This window comes from Frondihabitans australicus (assembly GCF_003634555.1).
Classification (GTDB): domain Bacteria; phylum Actinomycetota; class Actinomycetes; order Actinomycetales; family Microbacteriaceae; genus Frondihabitans; species Frondihabitans australicus.
Genome location: NZ_RBKS01000001.1, coordinates 768276 through 781259 on the forward strand (window position 1 = coordinate 768276; position 12984 = coordinate 781259).

Annotated in this window: 12 protein-coding genes and 1 tRNA gene; 11 read left to right on the plus strand and 2 right to left on the minus strand. The window is 69.2% G+C overall.

Features of this window, described 5'->3' with window-relative positions; translation table 11 throughout:
- Positions 1-11: 11 nt before the first annotated feature.
- The 8 genes from ilvD (at position 12) to serA (ending at position 9264) form a co-directional block, all read left to right on the plus strand.
- A complete protein-coding gene (ilvD, locus tag C8E83_RS03560; RefSeq protein ID WP_121368470.1) occupies positions 12-1724 on the plus strand; it encodes a dihydroxy-acid dehydratase in 1713 nt (570 codons plus the stop codon).
- A gap of 87 nt (positions 1725-1811) precedes the next feature.
- Positions 1812-3659 carry an acetolactate synthase large subunit gene (locus C8E83_RS03565; RefSeq protein WP_121368471.1) on the plus strand — a complete coding sequence of 616 codons (1848 nt, stop codon included), beginning with the start codon at positions 1812-1814 and terminating at the stop codon, positions 3657-3659.
- Positions 3656-4162 (plus strand): acetolactate synthase small subunit, encoded by a 507-nt coding sequence (ilvN, locus tag C8E83_RS03570; RefSeq protein ID WP_121368472.1) that lies wholly within the window; start codon positions 3656-3658, stop codon positions 4160-4162. The genes C8E83_RS03565 and ilvN overlap by 4 nt, the downstream gene beginning before the upstream one ends.
- A 52-nt stretch (positions 4163-4214) precedes the next feature.
- On the plus strand, positions 4215-5240 hold the full coding sequence (ilvC, locus tag C8E83_RS03575) for a ketol-acid reductoisomerase (protein WP_121368473.1): 1026 nt from the start codon (positions 4215-4217) through the stop codon (positions 5238-5240).
- 118 nt (positions 5241-5358) lie between these two features.
- Positions 5359-6567 carry a mannitol-1-phosphate 5-dehydrogenase gene (locus tag C8E83_RS03580; protein WP_121368474.1) on the plus strand — a complete coding sequence of 403 codons (1209 nt, stop codon included), beginning with the start codon at positions 5359-5361 and terminating at the stop codon, positions 6565-6567.
- Positions 6564-7052: a hypothetical protein gene (locus C8E83_RS03585; RefSeq protein ID WP_121368475.1), complete on the plus strand. Its 489-nt coding sequence runs from the start codon at positions 6564-6566 to the stop codon at positions 7050-7052. Before C8E83_RS03580 ends, C8E83_RS03585 begins: the two co-directional genes overlap by 4 nt.
- A 5-nt stretch (positions 7053-7057) precedes the next feature.
- Positions 7058-7492 (plus strand): hypothetical protein, encoded by a 435-nt coding sequence (locus C8E83_RS03590; protein ID WP_121368476.1) that lies wholly within the window; start codon positions 7058-7060, stop codon positions 7490-7492.
- Between the two features lie 182 nt (positions 7493-7674).
- Entirely contained in the window at positions 7675-9264 is a 1590-nt protein-coding gene (gene serA / locus C8E83_RS03595) for a phosphoglycerate dehydrogenase (RefSeq protein WP_121368477.1), read from the plus strand.
- Between the two features lie 61 nt (positions 9265-9325).
- Here serA and C8E83_RS03600 read toward each other — a convergent pair whose 3' ends face one another.
- Positions 9326-9568, minus strand: coding sequence for a DUF6458 family protein (locus C8E83_RS03600; protein ID WP_121368478.1), 243 nt, complete (start codon positions 9566-9568; stop codon positions 9326-9328).
- A 91-nt stretch (positions 9569-9659) separates the two neighbouring features.
- On the opposite strand from C8E83_RS03600, the gene C8E83_RS03605 reads away from it, so the two are divergent.
- A complete protein-coding gene (locus tag C8E83_RS03605) occupies positions 9660-10736 on the plus strand; it encodes a 3-isopropylmalate dehydrogenase (RefSeq protein WP_121368479.1) in 1077 nt (358 codons plus the stop codon).
- Positions 10737-10757: 21 nt separating this feature from the next.
- Entirely contained in the window at positions 10758-11864 is a 1107-nt protein-coding gene (locus C8E83_RS03610; RefSeq protein WP_121368480.1) for a branched-chain amino acid aminotransferase, read from the plus strand.
- A 239-nt stretch (positions 11865-12103) separates the two neighbouring features.
- Here C8E83_RS03610 and C8E83_RS03615 read toward each other — a convergent pair whose 3' ends face one another.
- The gene (locus C8E83_RS03615; RefSeq protein WP_121368481.1) at positions 12104-12751 is read right to left on the minus strand and encodes an MBL fold metallo-hydrolase; all 648 of its coding nucleotides are present in this window, start codon (positions 12749-12751) and stop codon (positions 12104-12106) included.
- 125 nt (positions 12752-12876) lie between these two features.
- On the opposite strand from C8E83_RS03615, the gene C8E83_RS03620 reads away from it, so the two are divergent.
- Positions 12877-12949 (plus strand) — tRNA-Glu (locus C8E83_RS03620).
- Positions 12950-12984 lie beyond the last annotated feature (35 nt).

The following is a 12984-nucleotide window of genomic DNA, read 5'->3' on the forward strand; positions in this document are numbered from 1 at the left end:
GACTGGGCACCATGTCTTCACAACTCAACGAGTTCGGAGTCGATGTCAAGCCTCGCAGCCGAGACGTGACGGACGGCGTCGAAGCCACCACTTCCCGCGGCATGCTCCGCGCCGTCGGCATGGGCGACGAAGACTGGCAGAAGCCCCAGATCGGCATCGCCTCGTCGTGGAACGAGATCACCCCCTGCAACCTCTCGCTCGACCGCCTCGCGCAGGGTGCCAAAGAGGGCGTCCACTCGGGCGGCGGCTACCCGCTTCAGTTCGGCACCGTCTCGGTCTCCGACGGCATCGCGATGGGCCACGAGGGCATGCACTTCTCGCTCGTCTCGCGCGAGGTCATCGCCGACAGCGTCGAGACCGTCATGATGGCCGAGCGCCTCGACGGCTCGGTCCTGCTCGCCGGCTGCGACAAGTCGCTCCCGGGCATGCTGATGGCCGCGGCCCGCCTCGACCTCGCGAGCGTGTTCCTGTACGCCGGGTCCGTCGCTCCCGGCTGGGTCAAGCTGTCCGACGGCACCGAGAAGAACGTCACGATCATCGACTCGTTCGAGGCGGTCGGCGCGGCGAAGGCCGGCACGATCAGCGACGAAGACCTGCACGCGATCGAGTGCGCGATCGTCCCGGGCGAAGGCGCCTGCGGCGGCATGTACACGGCCAACACGATGGCCTCCGTCGCCGAGGCCCTCGGCATGAGCCTGCCCGGCTCGGCGTCGCCGCCGTCGGCGGACCGCCGCCGCGACTACTACGCCCACCGGTCGGGCGAGGCCGTCGTGAACATGCTCAAGCACGGGATCACCGCCCGCCAGATCCTGACGAAGAAGGCGTTCGAGAACGCCATCGCCGTCGCCATGGCTTTCGGCGGCTCGACCAACGTCGTGCTGCACCTGCTCGCGATCGCCTACGAGGCCGAGGTCGACCTCACGATCGACGACTTCAACCGCATCGGCGACAAGGTGCCGCACATCGGCGACCTCAAGCCGTTCGGCAAGTACGTCATGAACGACGTCGACCGCCAGGGCGGCGTGCCCGTCGTGATGAAGGCGCTGCTCGACGCAGGGCTCATCCACGGCGACTGCCTCACCGTCACCGGCAAGACCGTCGCCGAGAACCTCGCCGACATCAAGCCGAAGCCGCTCGACGGCGAGGTGCTGCGCACGCTCGACGACCCGATCCACCCCACCGGTGGCCTCACGATCCTGTCGGGTTCCCTGGCTCCCGAGGGTGCCGTGGTGAAGACCGCGGGCTTCGACGCCGAGGTGTTCGAGGGCCCCGCCCACGTGTTCGAGCGCGAGCGCCAGGCGATGGACGCCCTCACAGACGGCCTCATCAAGGCCGGCGAGGTCGTCATCATCCGCTACGAGGGCCCCAAGGGCGGCCCCGGCATGCGCGAGATGCTCGCGATCACCGCCGCCATCAAGGGCGCGGGGCTGGGCAAAGATGTACTACTCTTGACAGACGGACGATTCTCAGGCGGCACAACCGGCCTGTGCATCGGCCACATAGCACCCGAAGCGGTCGACGCAGGTCCGATCGCCTTCGTGCGCGATGGTGATCTGATTCGGGTCGATATCGCTGCTCGCTCGCTCGACCTACTCGTCGACCCGGCTGAGCTGGAAGCCCGCCGCAACGGCTGGGCACCGCTTCCTCCCGTCTACACCCGCGGGGTCCTGGCCAAGTACACCCGCCAGGTCAAGTCCGCCGCCGAGGGCGCCGTCACCTACTGACGCCGCCCGGGGCGAGACCTCGGTTTCGCGCAGGAGCCGAGGTGGCGGGCCACTCGTTCACCACCAGTCACAACGGAGCCGGCACTGATGCCTCCAGAATCAAGCCCCCTGCCCACCGCCCCGCGCACCCCGCGCACGAGTGCGCCCGAAGTCCTCACGGGCTCCGGCGCGATCCTGCGCTCCCTCGAGAAGCTCGGCGTCACCGACGTCTTCGGTCTGCCCGGCGGCGCCATCATCCCGTTCTACGACGAGCTGATGGCCTCGACGACGATCCGCCACATCCTGGTCCGCCACGAGCAGGGCGCCGGCCACGCCGCCGAGGGCTACGCCGCGGCTACCGGCAAGGTCGGCGTCGCGATCGCGACCTCGGGCCCAGGAGCAACGAATCTCGTCACGGCGATCGCCGACGCGTACATGGACAGCGTGCCGCTCCTCGCCATCACGGGTCAGGTGTTCTCGACGCTCATGGGCACCGACGCGTTCCAGGAGGCCGACATCGTCGGCATCACGATGCCGATCACGAAGCACTCGTTCCTCGTGACGAAGCCGGAAGACATCCCGGCGACCCTCGCGGCGGCGTACCAGATCGCGTCGACCGGTCGCCCCGGCCCGGTGCTCGTCGACATCACCAAGGACGCCCAGCAGAACACCGCGCCGTTCGTCTGGCCCGAGTCGGTCGACCTGCCCGGCTACCGCCCGATCACGAAGGCGCACGGCAAGCAGATCACCGCGGCCGCACAGCTCATCGCCGAGGCGAAGAAGCCGATCTTCTACGTCGGCGGCGGCGTCATCCGCGCCGGCGCGTCGAAAGAGCTCCGCACGCTCGTCGAGGCGACCGGCGCCCCCGTCGTGACCACCCTGATGGCACGCGGCGCGTTCCCCGACACCCACCCGCAGCACCTCGGCATGCCCGGCATGCACGGCACCGTGCCCGCGGTGCTCGGTCTGCAGGAGAGCGACCTCATCATCGCGCTCGGCGCCCGGTTCGACGACCGCGTGACCGGCAAGGCCGAGCTCTTCGCGCCCGAGGCGAAGGTCGTGCACGTCGACATCGACCCGGCCGAGATCTCGAAGATCCGCATCGCCGACGTTCCGATCGTGGGCGACGCCCGGGAGGTGATCCTGGACCTCATCTCCGCCTTCGGCGACATCACCGGTTCAGCGAAGGCCGATCTCGACGCCTGGTGGGCCCGCCTCACGCAGCTGCGCGCCGAGTTCCCGCTCGGGTACGCCGAGCCCGACGACGGTCTGCTCAGCCCCCAGAAGGTGATCCAGCGGATCGGCCAGCTGACCGGGCCCGAGGGCGTCTTCGTCGCGGGCGTCGGCCAGCACCAGATGTGGGCGGCGCAGTTCATCGAGTACGAGCGTCCGCACGCCTGGCTGAACTCCGGCGGCGCCGGCACCATGGGCTACTCCGTGCCCGCCGCCATGGGCGCGAAGGTCGGCGAGCCCGACCGCGTGGTCTGGGCCATCGACGGCGACGGGTGCTTCCAGATGACCAACCAGGAGCTCGCGACCTGCGTCATCAACAACATCCCGATCAAGGTCGCGATCATCAACAACTCGTCGCTCGGCATGGTGCGCCAGTGGCAGACCCTCTTCTACGACGGCCGCCACTCGTTCACCGACCTCAACACCGGTCACGAGACGATCATGGTGCCCGACTTCGTCAAGCTGGCCGACGCCTACGGAGCCCTCGGAATCCGCGTGCGCACCGAAGACGAGGTCGACGACGCGATCAAGCTCGCCCTCGAGACCAACGACCGACCGGTCGTCATCGACTTCGTCGTCTCGCGCGACGCGATGGTCTGGCCGATGGTGCCGCAGGGCGTGTCGAACTCCCTCATCCAGCACGCCCGCGAGCTCGCCCCCTCGTGGGACGACGAGAAGCCCGATGCCCCGGACGCATCCCGCCAGTCAGGAGCCGACAAGTGAGCCACGTCCTCTCCCTCCTGGTCGAAGACAAGCCGGGCCTCCTCACCCGCGTGGCCGGCCTCTTCGCGCGCCGCGGATTCAACATCGAGAGCCTCGCGGTCGGCAAGAGCGAGCTGCCCGGCCTCAGCCGGATCACCGTCGTGGTCGACGTCGAGGAGCTCCCGCTCGAGCAGGTCACGAAGCAGCTCAACAAGCTGATCAACGTGATCAAGATCGTCGAGCTCGACTACTCGCAGTCGGTGCAGCGCGAGCACATGCTGATCAAGGTGCGGGTCGACAACACGTCGCGATCGCAGGTGCTGGAGGCCGTGAACCTGTTCCGCGCGAGCGTCGTCGATGTCTCGACCGACGCCCTCGTGATCGAGGTCACCGGCGACACCGGCAAGACCACCGCGCTGCTGAAGGTCCTCGAGCCCTACGGCATCAAGGAGATCTCGCAGTCCGGCCTCCTCGCCATCGGGCGCGGAGCCAAGAGCATCACCGACCGGGTCTTCAAGAACTGATCCCGGCCGCCTCGAACCACACTGAACGACCCACCAACAGGAGAACCACGAAGTGACTGAAATCGTCTACGACAACGACGCCGACCTCTCGATCATCCAGGGCAAGAAGGTCGCCGTCATCGGCTACGGCTCGCAGGGCCACGCCCACGCGCTCAACCTCCGCGACTCCGGCGTCGAGGTCGTCATCGGCCTCAAGCCCGACTCGAAGAGCCGCGCCAAGGCCGAGGAGGCCGGCTTCACCGTGCACACGCCGGCCGACGCCTCGAAGTGGGCCGACGTCATCGTGATCCTCGCGCCCGACCAGGTGCAGCGTCTCGTCTACCGCGACGACATCGCCCCGAACCTCGAGGACGGCAACGCCCTCGTCTTCGGCCACGGCTTCAACATCCGCTTCGGCTACATCGAGGCCCCGACCGGCGTCGACGTGATCCTCGTCGCCCCCAAGGGCCCCGGCCACACCGTCCGTCGCGAGTACGAGGCCGGCCGCGGCGTCCCCGTCACCGTCGCCGTCGAGGTCGACGCGTCCGGTGCCGCATGGGACCTCGCCTGGTCGTACTCGAAGGGCATCGGCGGCCTCCGTGCCGGCGGCATCAAGACCACCTTCACCGAGGAGACCGAGACCGACCTGTTCGGCGAGCAGGCCGTGCTCTGCGGCGGCACCTCGCAGCTGATCCAGTACGGCTTCGAGACCCTCACCGAGGCCGGCTACCAGCCGCAGATCGCCTACTTCGAGGTGCTCCACGAGCTGAAGCTCATCGTCGACCTGATCTGGGAGGGCGGCCTCGCCAAGCAGCGCTGGTCGGTCTCCGACACCGCCGAGTTCGGCGACTACGTCTCGGGCCCCCGCGTCATCACGCCCGACGTGAAGGAGAACATGAAGGCCGTCCTCGCCGACATCCAGTCGGGCGCGTTCGCCAAGCGGTTCATCGACGACCAGGACGCCGGCGCGCCCGAGTTCCTCGCCCTGCGCGCGAAGGCCGAGGCGCACCCGATCGAGGCCACCGGCAAGGAGCTCCGCGCCCTGTTCGCGTGGAAGCAGCAGGACGCCGACTATGTGGACGGTCACGCCGCCCGCTAGTCCGCTTCATCACGAAAGGGTCTCGCCTGCGGGCGGGGCCCTTTCGCGTGCCCGGATCCATGCGGTTCCCGCCGAATCGGTGTCCGACACACACAGTTCGGTCTGGCACAATCGTCGGATGGCATCGAGCAAGAAGGCGATCCACTTCGGCGCCGGCAACATCGGCCGCGGCTTCGTGGGGCAGGTCCTCCACCAGTCGGGCTACGAGGTCGTGTTCGCCGACGTCAACGCCGAGCTCGTCCGCGCTCTCCGGGCCGCCGGGGCCTACTCCGTCCACGCCGTCGGCGACGACGAGACCGTCACGCGAGAGGTCACCGGGTTCCGCTCGATCGACAACGGCAGGCAGGCCGATGAGATCGCAGCCGAGATCTCGACGGCCGTCATCGTCACGACCTCGGTGGGGCCCAGGATCCTGCCCTCGCTCGCCCCCGCGATCGCTCGAGGGCTCGCCGAACGCGACCCCGACCTGCCGCCCCTGCTCGTCATCGCCTGCGAGACCGCCATCGCCGCCAGCGACACCCTCGCCGCGTTCGTGCGCGGCGTCTACCCCGGCGACCTCGAGGCCACCGCCGCCGTCTTCGCCAACTGCGCGATCGACCGCATCGTGCCCGAGCAGTCGCCGGGCCTCGACGTCACCATCGAGTCGTTCGCCGAGTGGATCGTCGAGCGCGCGGCCCTCGACGGCCGGCTCGACACCCCCTCGCTCGACGGCGTCCGCTGGGTCGACGACCTCTCGCCGTTCATCGACCGCAAGCTCTTCACGGTCAACACCGCCCACGCCACGGCCGCGTACTACGGCTGGGCGCGCGGCCTCCACAGCGTACGCGAGGCGCTCGACGACCCGGAGGTCTTCGTCGAGGTGCTCGGCGTCCTCGCCGAGACGAAGGCGCTGCTCGTGGCGAAGTACGGGTTCGACGCCGAGGAGCAGCAGGCGTACATCGATCAGATCCTGCGCCGCATCTCGAACCCCCACCTGCCCGACACCACCGGTCGCGTCGGCCGCAATCCGCTGAGCAAACTGTCGCGGCACGAGCGTCTCGTCGGCCCGGCCGCTCAGCTGGCCGAGCGCGGGATGCCGTGCGAGTTCCTCGTCCGCGCCGTGCGGGCCGCGCTCGACTTCGACGTGCCGGACGACGTCGAGAGTCGCGAGCTGCAGTCGATCCTCGGTTCGGGCGCGTCGGACGAACTGCTGACCGAGACGCTGACCGGCGTGTTCCCGGGGCACCCTCTCTACGAGCCCCTGCGCGCCGTCATCGCCGACAAGACCGCCGCCCTCCGTCGGGACGCCCCGGCCCGCGCCCCGCGCGGCGGCCGGGTCGGCGTATGACGGCCGACGCCGGGCGCGACGACGCCGCGACCTCGACCGCCGACGAGGGCGACGACGACGAGGCGCTCTCGTGGGGCGACTCGAGCGACCGCAGCTACGTCGAGGGGCCGGTCGTCGCCGTTCCCGACGAGTTGCGCGACGACGCCGATGACGCCGACGAGGCCGACGACGACGGCGACGAGCTGCCCGAGGGCGTGATCTCGTCGGCGGCGCTGGTCGGCCACGGGGTCGTGGCCGCGATCCTGCTGCTCTACGCGGTGGCCTGGCTCAAGTCGATCGGCAGCGTTGCGCCCGCGTTCGACAGCGTGCTCGCCGACTGGATGTGGCGCATCGGCACCTGGTTCGCGGTCGCCGCCCCGGTGCTGTGGTTCTTCGGCACCCTCTGGCTGGTGCCGACCCGGGCGATGCGGCAGCGGGCGATGTGGTTCGTCGCGGGCATCGTCCTCCTGATTCCCTGGCCCTTCGTGATCGGAAAACTCGGTTGAGCAGCGTGTCGCCCTCCTTCGACGAGCAGCCGGCAGGCGAGCCCGACGTCGAGATGCTCGACGAGTCGGCCGACGGCGAGTCCGTCGAGGTGCCGGCCAGTCGTCGCGCGGCGCTCATCACCCTGATCGTCGCCGCCGTGATCTTCGCATGGACCGTGTACGCCGCCGTCGGCAACGTGGTCCAGGTGCCCCAGCTGTTCGGCGAATACCGCGACTTCGTCACGAAGAACGGCGCGCCGGAGCTCGCGAAGACCACCCCGTGGTCCGCGCTCATCGCCGCTCTCGTCGTCCCCGTGCTCGGATACCTCGCCGGCCTCCGCCTGGGTCGCGGTCGCGCCCTCCTCAAGCGGATCGCGATCTTCGTCGTCATGTACGCGGCCGTGTGCGCCCTCACCGTGAGCCTCACGGGCTACGTCTTCGAGAAGTCGTCGCTCCTCTAGTTCGCCCAACGGGGATTTTGCGACAAAATGGTCCGCCGCTCCTGGGCATACTCTGCGATTTCCCAGGTTCGGCCTCCTGAGGCCGTTCCGCGGCCCCGGTCGCAGGATCCGCGTGGCTAGGGTTGAACGCAGCCCCGGTCGCGCTTCGGCCAGGGCGTCGTCTTGAGAAGAAGGGCTTCACCGTGGCAAAGCCGATCGTCCTGATCGCCGAAGAACTCTCGCCCGCGACCGTCGACGCGCTCGGTCCGGACTTCGAGATCCGGAGTGTCGACGGCACCGACCGGCCCGCGCTGCTCTCCGCGCTGCAGGACGCCGACGCGATCCTGGTCCGCTCGGCCACGAAGGTCGACGCCGAGGCGATCGCCGCCGCTCCGCGGCTCCAGGTCGTCGCCCGCGCGGGTGTCGGCCTCGACAACGTCGACATCAAGGCGGCCACGAACGCCGGTGTGATGGTGGTCAACGCCCCCACGTCGAACATCATCTCGGCCGCCGAGCTCACGGTGGGTCACATCCTGAGCCTGGCCCGCCACATCCCGGCCGCGCACAACGCCCTCGCGCAGGGCCAGTGGAAGCGCTCGAAGTACACCGGCGTCGAGCTGTTCGAGAAGACCGTCGGCATCATCGGCCTGGGCCGGATCGGCGCGCTCATCACCGCCCGCCTCCAGGCGTTCGGCATGAACATCGTCGCGTACGACCCCTACGTCACCCCGGCCCGCGCCCAGCAGCTCGGCGTCACGCTGCTGCCGCTCGACGAGCTGCTGCAGACGGCGGACTTCATCACGATCCACATGCCGAAGACGCCTGAGACGACCGGGATGATCTCGACCGAGCAGCTGAACCTGATGAAGCCCACGGCCTTCATCGTGAACGTCGCGCGCGGTGGTCTCATCGACGAGGATGCCCTCTACCAGGCGCTCTCGAACGACGTCATCGCCGGCGCCGGCCTCGACGTCTTCGTGTCGGAGCCGCCCACGAACCTCGACCTGCTGAAGCTCGACAACGTCGTGGTCACGCCGCACCTCGGCGCGTCGACCGACGAGGCCCAGGAGAAGGCCGGCGTCTCGGTCGCGAAGTCGGTGCGCCTCGCCCTCGGCGGCGAGCTCGTTCCCGACGCCGTCAACGTCGCCGGCGGCGTCATCGACGAGTACGTCCGCCCCGGCATCTCGCTCGTCGAGCGCCTCGGCCAGGTCTTCGCGGGCCTCGCGGACAGCCCCCTCACCTCGATCGACGTCGAGGTGCACGGCGACCTCACCGAGTTCGACGTCTCCGTGTACAAGCTCGCCGCGCTCAAGGGCGTGTTCTCGGACGCCGTGCAGGAGACCGTGAGCTACGTCAACGCGCCTCTCCTCGCCGAGCAGCGCGGGGTGACCGTGCGCCTGCTCACCGACGCCGTGTCGGAGGAGTACCGCAACATCATCACGATCCGCGGCGCTCTGGCCGACGGCCGCCAGATCTCGGTCTCGGGCACTCTCACCGGCCCCAAGCAGGTCGAGAAGATCGTCGAGGTGAACGGCTACGACGTCGAGGTGCCGCTCGCCAAGCACCACATCGTCATGGTCTACACCGACCGCCCCGGCATCGTCGCGGTCTACGGCAAGGAGTTCGGCGAGGCCGGCATCAACATCGCCGCCATGCAGATCGCCCGCACGACCGCCGGCGGCCAGGCGCTGTCTGTCCTCACGATCGACAGCCCGGCGCCCGAGGGTCTGCTCGAGAAGGTCCGTCGTGCCATCGACGCCGACGTGATGCAGGAGATCGACGTCACGCTGTAGCGCTCTGTGCGAGGCGGCCTGCACCGCCGTCGGCGGTTGCCGCCGGCCGCCGCGCCAGCGTTCAGAGGTCGCCGGCGTCGCGACGACGAGTGACCTGGCGACCCGTCGCAGGGTCGATCGTGGTCGACGAGGTGGTCTGGCGTCCGCGGAGCGTGAAGACGAGGCCGAGGATGAACACCACCACCCCGGCCGCCATCAGGATGTAGCCGATCAGGTGGATGTTGATGGCTGCCACCTGGAAGTTCAGGGCGAAGGCGAGGATGGCGCCGATCACGAAGAGGCCGATTCCGGTTCCGATACTCATTCATGCACCGTAGCCCTCGGGACGGGCGGCGTCCGGATCCTGCGCCGTCGGTAAGCTGGGGGTCTCAGCACAGACCTTCGAGGAGACCTTCATGGCGCGCACTGTCCGACTCGCAAGCATCCCGGGCGACGGGATCGGCCCCGAGGTCGTGGCCGAGGCGCTGAAGGTGCTCCGCGCGGCGGTCGACGGCGGCGAGGTCGAGTTCGACGTGACCGAGTTCTCGCTCGGCGCCGCGCGCTACAAGGCGACCGGCGACATCCTCACGGACGCCGACCTCGACGCGATCAAGCAGCACGACGCGATCCTCCTCGGGGCCGTCGGCGGCGACCCGCGCGACCCCGAGCTTCGAGGCGGCATCATCGAGCGAGGGCTCCTGCTCAAGCTCCGCTTCGCCCTCGACCACTACGTCAACCTGCGGCCGACGAAGGTCTACCCGGGTGTGCCGTCGCCGCTGTCGAACCCGGGCGACGTCGACTTCGTGGTCGTCCGCGAAGGCACCGAGGGCCCGTACGTCGGCAACGGCGGCGCCCTCCGCGTCGGCACCCCTGCCGAGATCGCCAACGAGGTCAGCGTCAACACGGCCTACGGCGTCGAGCGCGTCGTCCGCTACGCCTTCGACCTGGCGCAGAAGCGCCCCGCGCACCGCCTGACCCTGGTCCACAAGACCAACGTGCTCGTCTTCGCCGGGTCGCTCTGGCAGCGCACCGTCGACGCCGTCTCGGTCGACTACCCCGACATCGCGGTCGACTACCAGCACGTCGACGCGGCGACTATCCACCTCGTCGCCGACCCTGCTAGATTCGACGTCATCGTCACGGACAACCTCTTCGGCGACATCCTCACCGATCTGGCTGGCGCGATCAGCGGCGGCATCGGCCTGGCGGCCTCGGGCAACATCAACCCCGACGGCACCTTCCCCAGCATGTTCGAGCCGGTGCACGGTTCCGCTCCCGACATCGCAGGCCAGCAGAAGGCCGATCCCACCGCCGCGATCCTCTCGACCGCCCTTCTCTTCGACCACCTCGGTCTCCCCGACGAGGCGCGTCGGGTGACCGAGGCCGTCGAGGCCGACATCGAGGCACGATCCGCTCTGGCCGGGGCCCGCACCACCTCCGAGATCGGTGACGCCATCGCACGGGCCGTCAGCCGGGTCGCTACAACTCTCTAGATTTCGATTGGACGATCGGTCATGACGACTACCGACACCACCTACCCGCTGCAGTTCGAACTCACCCCCACGCCCGCCGCCCGTGCCGACGCCGAGCGCGAGGCCATGCTCGCCGATCCCGGGTTCGGCAAGTACTTCACCGACCACATGGTGCAGATCGAGTGGACGGTCGACGAGGGCTGGCACGATGCCGCCGTCGTTCCGTACGGGCCGCTGTCGCTCGATCCTGCGGCCTCGGTCTTCCACTACGCCCAGGAGATCTTCGAGGGAATCAAGGCGTACCGTCACGCCGACGGCTCGGTGTGGACCTTCCGCCCCGACGCCAACGGCCACCGCCTGCAGCGCTCGGCCGAGCGCCTCGCGCTGCCGAAGCTCGCGGTCGAGGACTTCGTCGAGTCGCTCAAGCAGCTCGTCGCCGTCGACGAGAAGTGGGTGCCGTCGGCCGACGAGACCTCGCTCTACCTCCGCCCGTTCATGATCGCGACCGAGAGCTTCCTCGGGGTGCGTGCCGCTCACCGCGTCGGCTACTACGTGATCGCGAGCCCGGCCGGCGCGTACTTCACCGGCGGCGTCGCGCCCGTGTCGATCTGGCTGTCGACGACATACTCGCGCGCGGGCAAGGGCGGCACCGGTGCGGCGAAGACGGGCGGCAACTATGCGGCGTCGCTCCTGCCGCAGGAGGAGGCGTACCAGCACGGCTGCTCGCAGGTGCTGTTCCTGAACTCCACCGACGGCGCCTACATCGAAGAGCTCGGCGGCATGAACGTGGTGCTCGTCTACAGGGACGGAACGATCGTCACGCCCGACAGCGACTCGATTCTCGAGGGCATCACGCGCGACTCGATCCTGCAGCTCGCGGAGGACCGCGGTCACCGAGTCGAGCGCCGGCGCGTGTCGATCGACGAGTGGCGCGACGGCGTGGCTTCAGGCGACATCGTCGAGGTGTTCGCGTGCGGCACCGCGGCCGTGGTCGTGCCGATCGCCGAGCTCAAGGGCGACGGCGTGTCGATCGTGTCGCCGGTCGCCGGCCCCGACTCGCTCACGCTGTCGCTCCGGGCGGAGCTCACCGACATCCAGTACGGCCGTCGCCCCGACCGCCACGGCTGGCTGACGCGTCTCGACGCTTAGTCGTCGGCCCTCGCCCTGACGGGCTCTGTCACGCGCGCTCGGGAGGAGAAAACTCCTCTCGAACGCGCGTTGTGCTTCAGGCGTGCCCAGTGCGCCGCGCTTCGGGAGGAAGTGCGCGCCGTCCGGGAGGGCAAATTCGCCGCCAGTCGCACCTCGGGAGGATGTGGCGGCGACTCGTTGACGGCAGGGAGGAAGGCCACGCCTGCTTCCCTCCCTGGGCCAGGGGCGGTCGCGCGCGGCTAGACGTCGAGGGTGTCGCCGGGAGCGAGCGTGACGACCTCGGCTCCTGCGGGCTCGACCATCGACCGCAGGCGGTCGAGGTGCATGCCGAGTCCGGTGGGGGAGAGCGTCCACTCATGGATCGGGAAGAGCTTCGATGGCGAAGCTGCGGCGACGTAGTCCATGGCCTCGCTGATCTTGAGCCAGGGCGCGCCGACCGGAGCCGCGAGCACGACACCGCCGACCGGAGGCAGCGTGTACGAATCGCCCGGGTGGAACAGCGTGCCGTTGACGAGCACCCCTGTGTTGTCGATGATCGGGATGCTCGAGTGGATCAGCGCGTGGTGGGTACCCGCGAAGCGCAGCGAGAACGGGCCGACCGCGCGCGTGTCGCCGTCCGCGACCACGTCGACATCGATGCCGAGGTCTGCGGCGGCGACAGCTGCGGCGACCCCGGCCGGGCCGAACACGCGCGCCGACGGGTTCGCGGCGACGAGCGCCGCCAGCTGCGCCGGAGTCCAGTGATCCGGGTGCTCATGCGTGATCACGATGCCGTCGACGGCGCTCACGTCGCCGAGCGATCGCGTGAATCCGCCCGGGTCGATCACGAGCCGACGCCCGCCCTCGTCGAGCACCAGAGCGGCATGTTCGTACTTCGTCACCTGCATGCCGCCAGCGTACTCACGGCGGCGGCGACCAGGCCGGGCGCAGGATCCGAGACTCCCTCGTCAGTGAGTACCTCTCAATTTGCAGCCGCCCCACCGACCTGGCATACTCGACGAGTCGCAAAAACGGCCCCATCGTATAGCGGCCTAGTACGTCGCCCTCTCACGGCGATAACACCGGTTCGAATCCGGTTGGGGTCACGATGCAAATGGCTTCTCCCTACGGGAGGAGCCAT

Bases quoted from the DNA above. Each gene is read 5' to 3' on its own strand.
- ilvD (WP_121368470.1), top strand. From the start codon at position 12: ATGTCTTCACAACTCAACGAGTTCGGAGTCGATGTCAAGCCTCGCAGC.
- C8E83_RS03565 (WP_121368471.1), top strand. From the start codon at position 1,812: ATGCCTCCAGAATCAAGCCCCCTGCCCACCGCCCCGCGCACCCCGCGC.
- C8E83_RS03580 (WP_121368474.1), top strand. From the start codon at position 5,359: ATGGCATCGAGCAAGAAGGCGATCCACTTCGGCGCCGGCAACATCGGC.
- C8E83_RS03585 (WP_121368475.1), top strand. From the start codon at position 6,564: ATGACGGCCGACGCCGGGCGCGACGACGCCGCGACCTCGACCGCCGAC.
- C8E83_RS03600 (WP_121368478.1), bottom strand. From the start codon at position 9,568: ATGAGTATCGGAACCGGAATCGGCCTCTTCGTGATCGGCGCCATCCTC.
- C8E83_RS03605 (WP_121368479.1), top strand. From the start codon at position 9,660: ATGGCGCGCACTGTCCGACTCGCAAGCATCCCGGGCGACGGGATCGGC.
- C8E83_RS03610 (WP_121368480.1), top strand. From the start codon at position 10,758: ATGACGACTACCGACACCACCTACCCGCTGCAGTTCGAACTCACCCCC.
- C8E83_RS03615 (WP_121368481.1), bottom strand. From the start codon at position 12,751: ATGCAGGTGACGAAGTACGAACATGCCGCTCTGGTGCTCGACGAGGGC.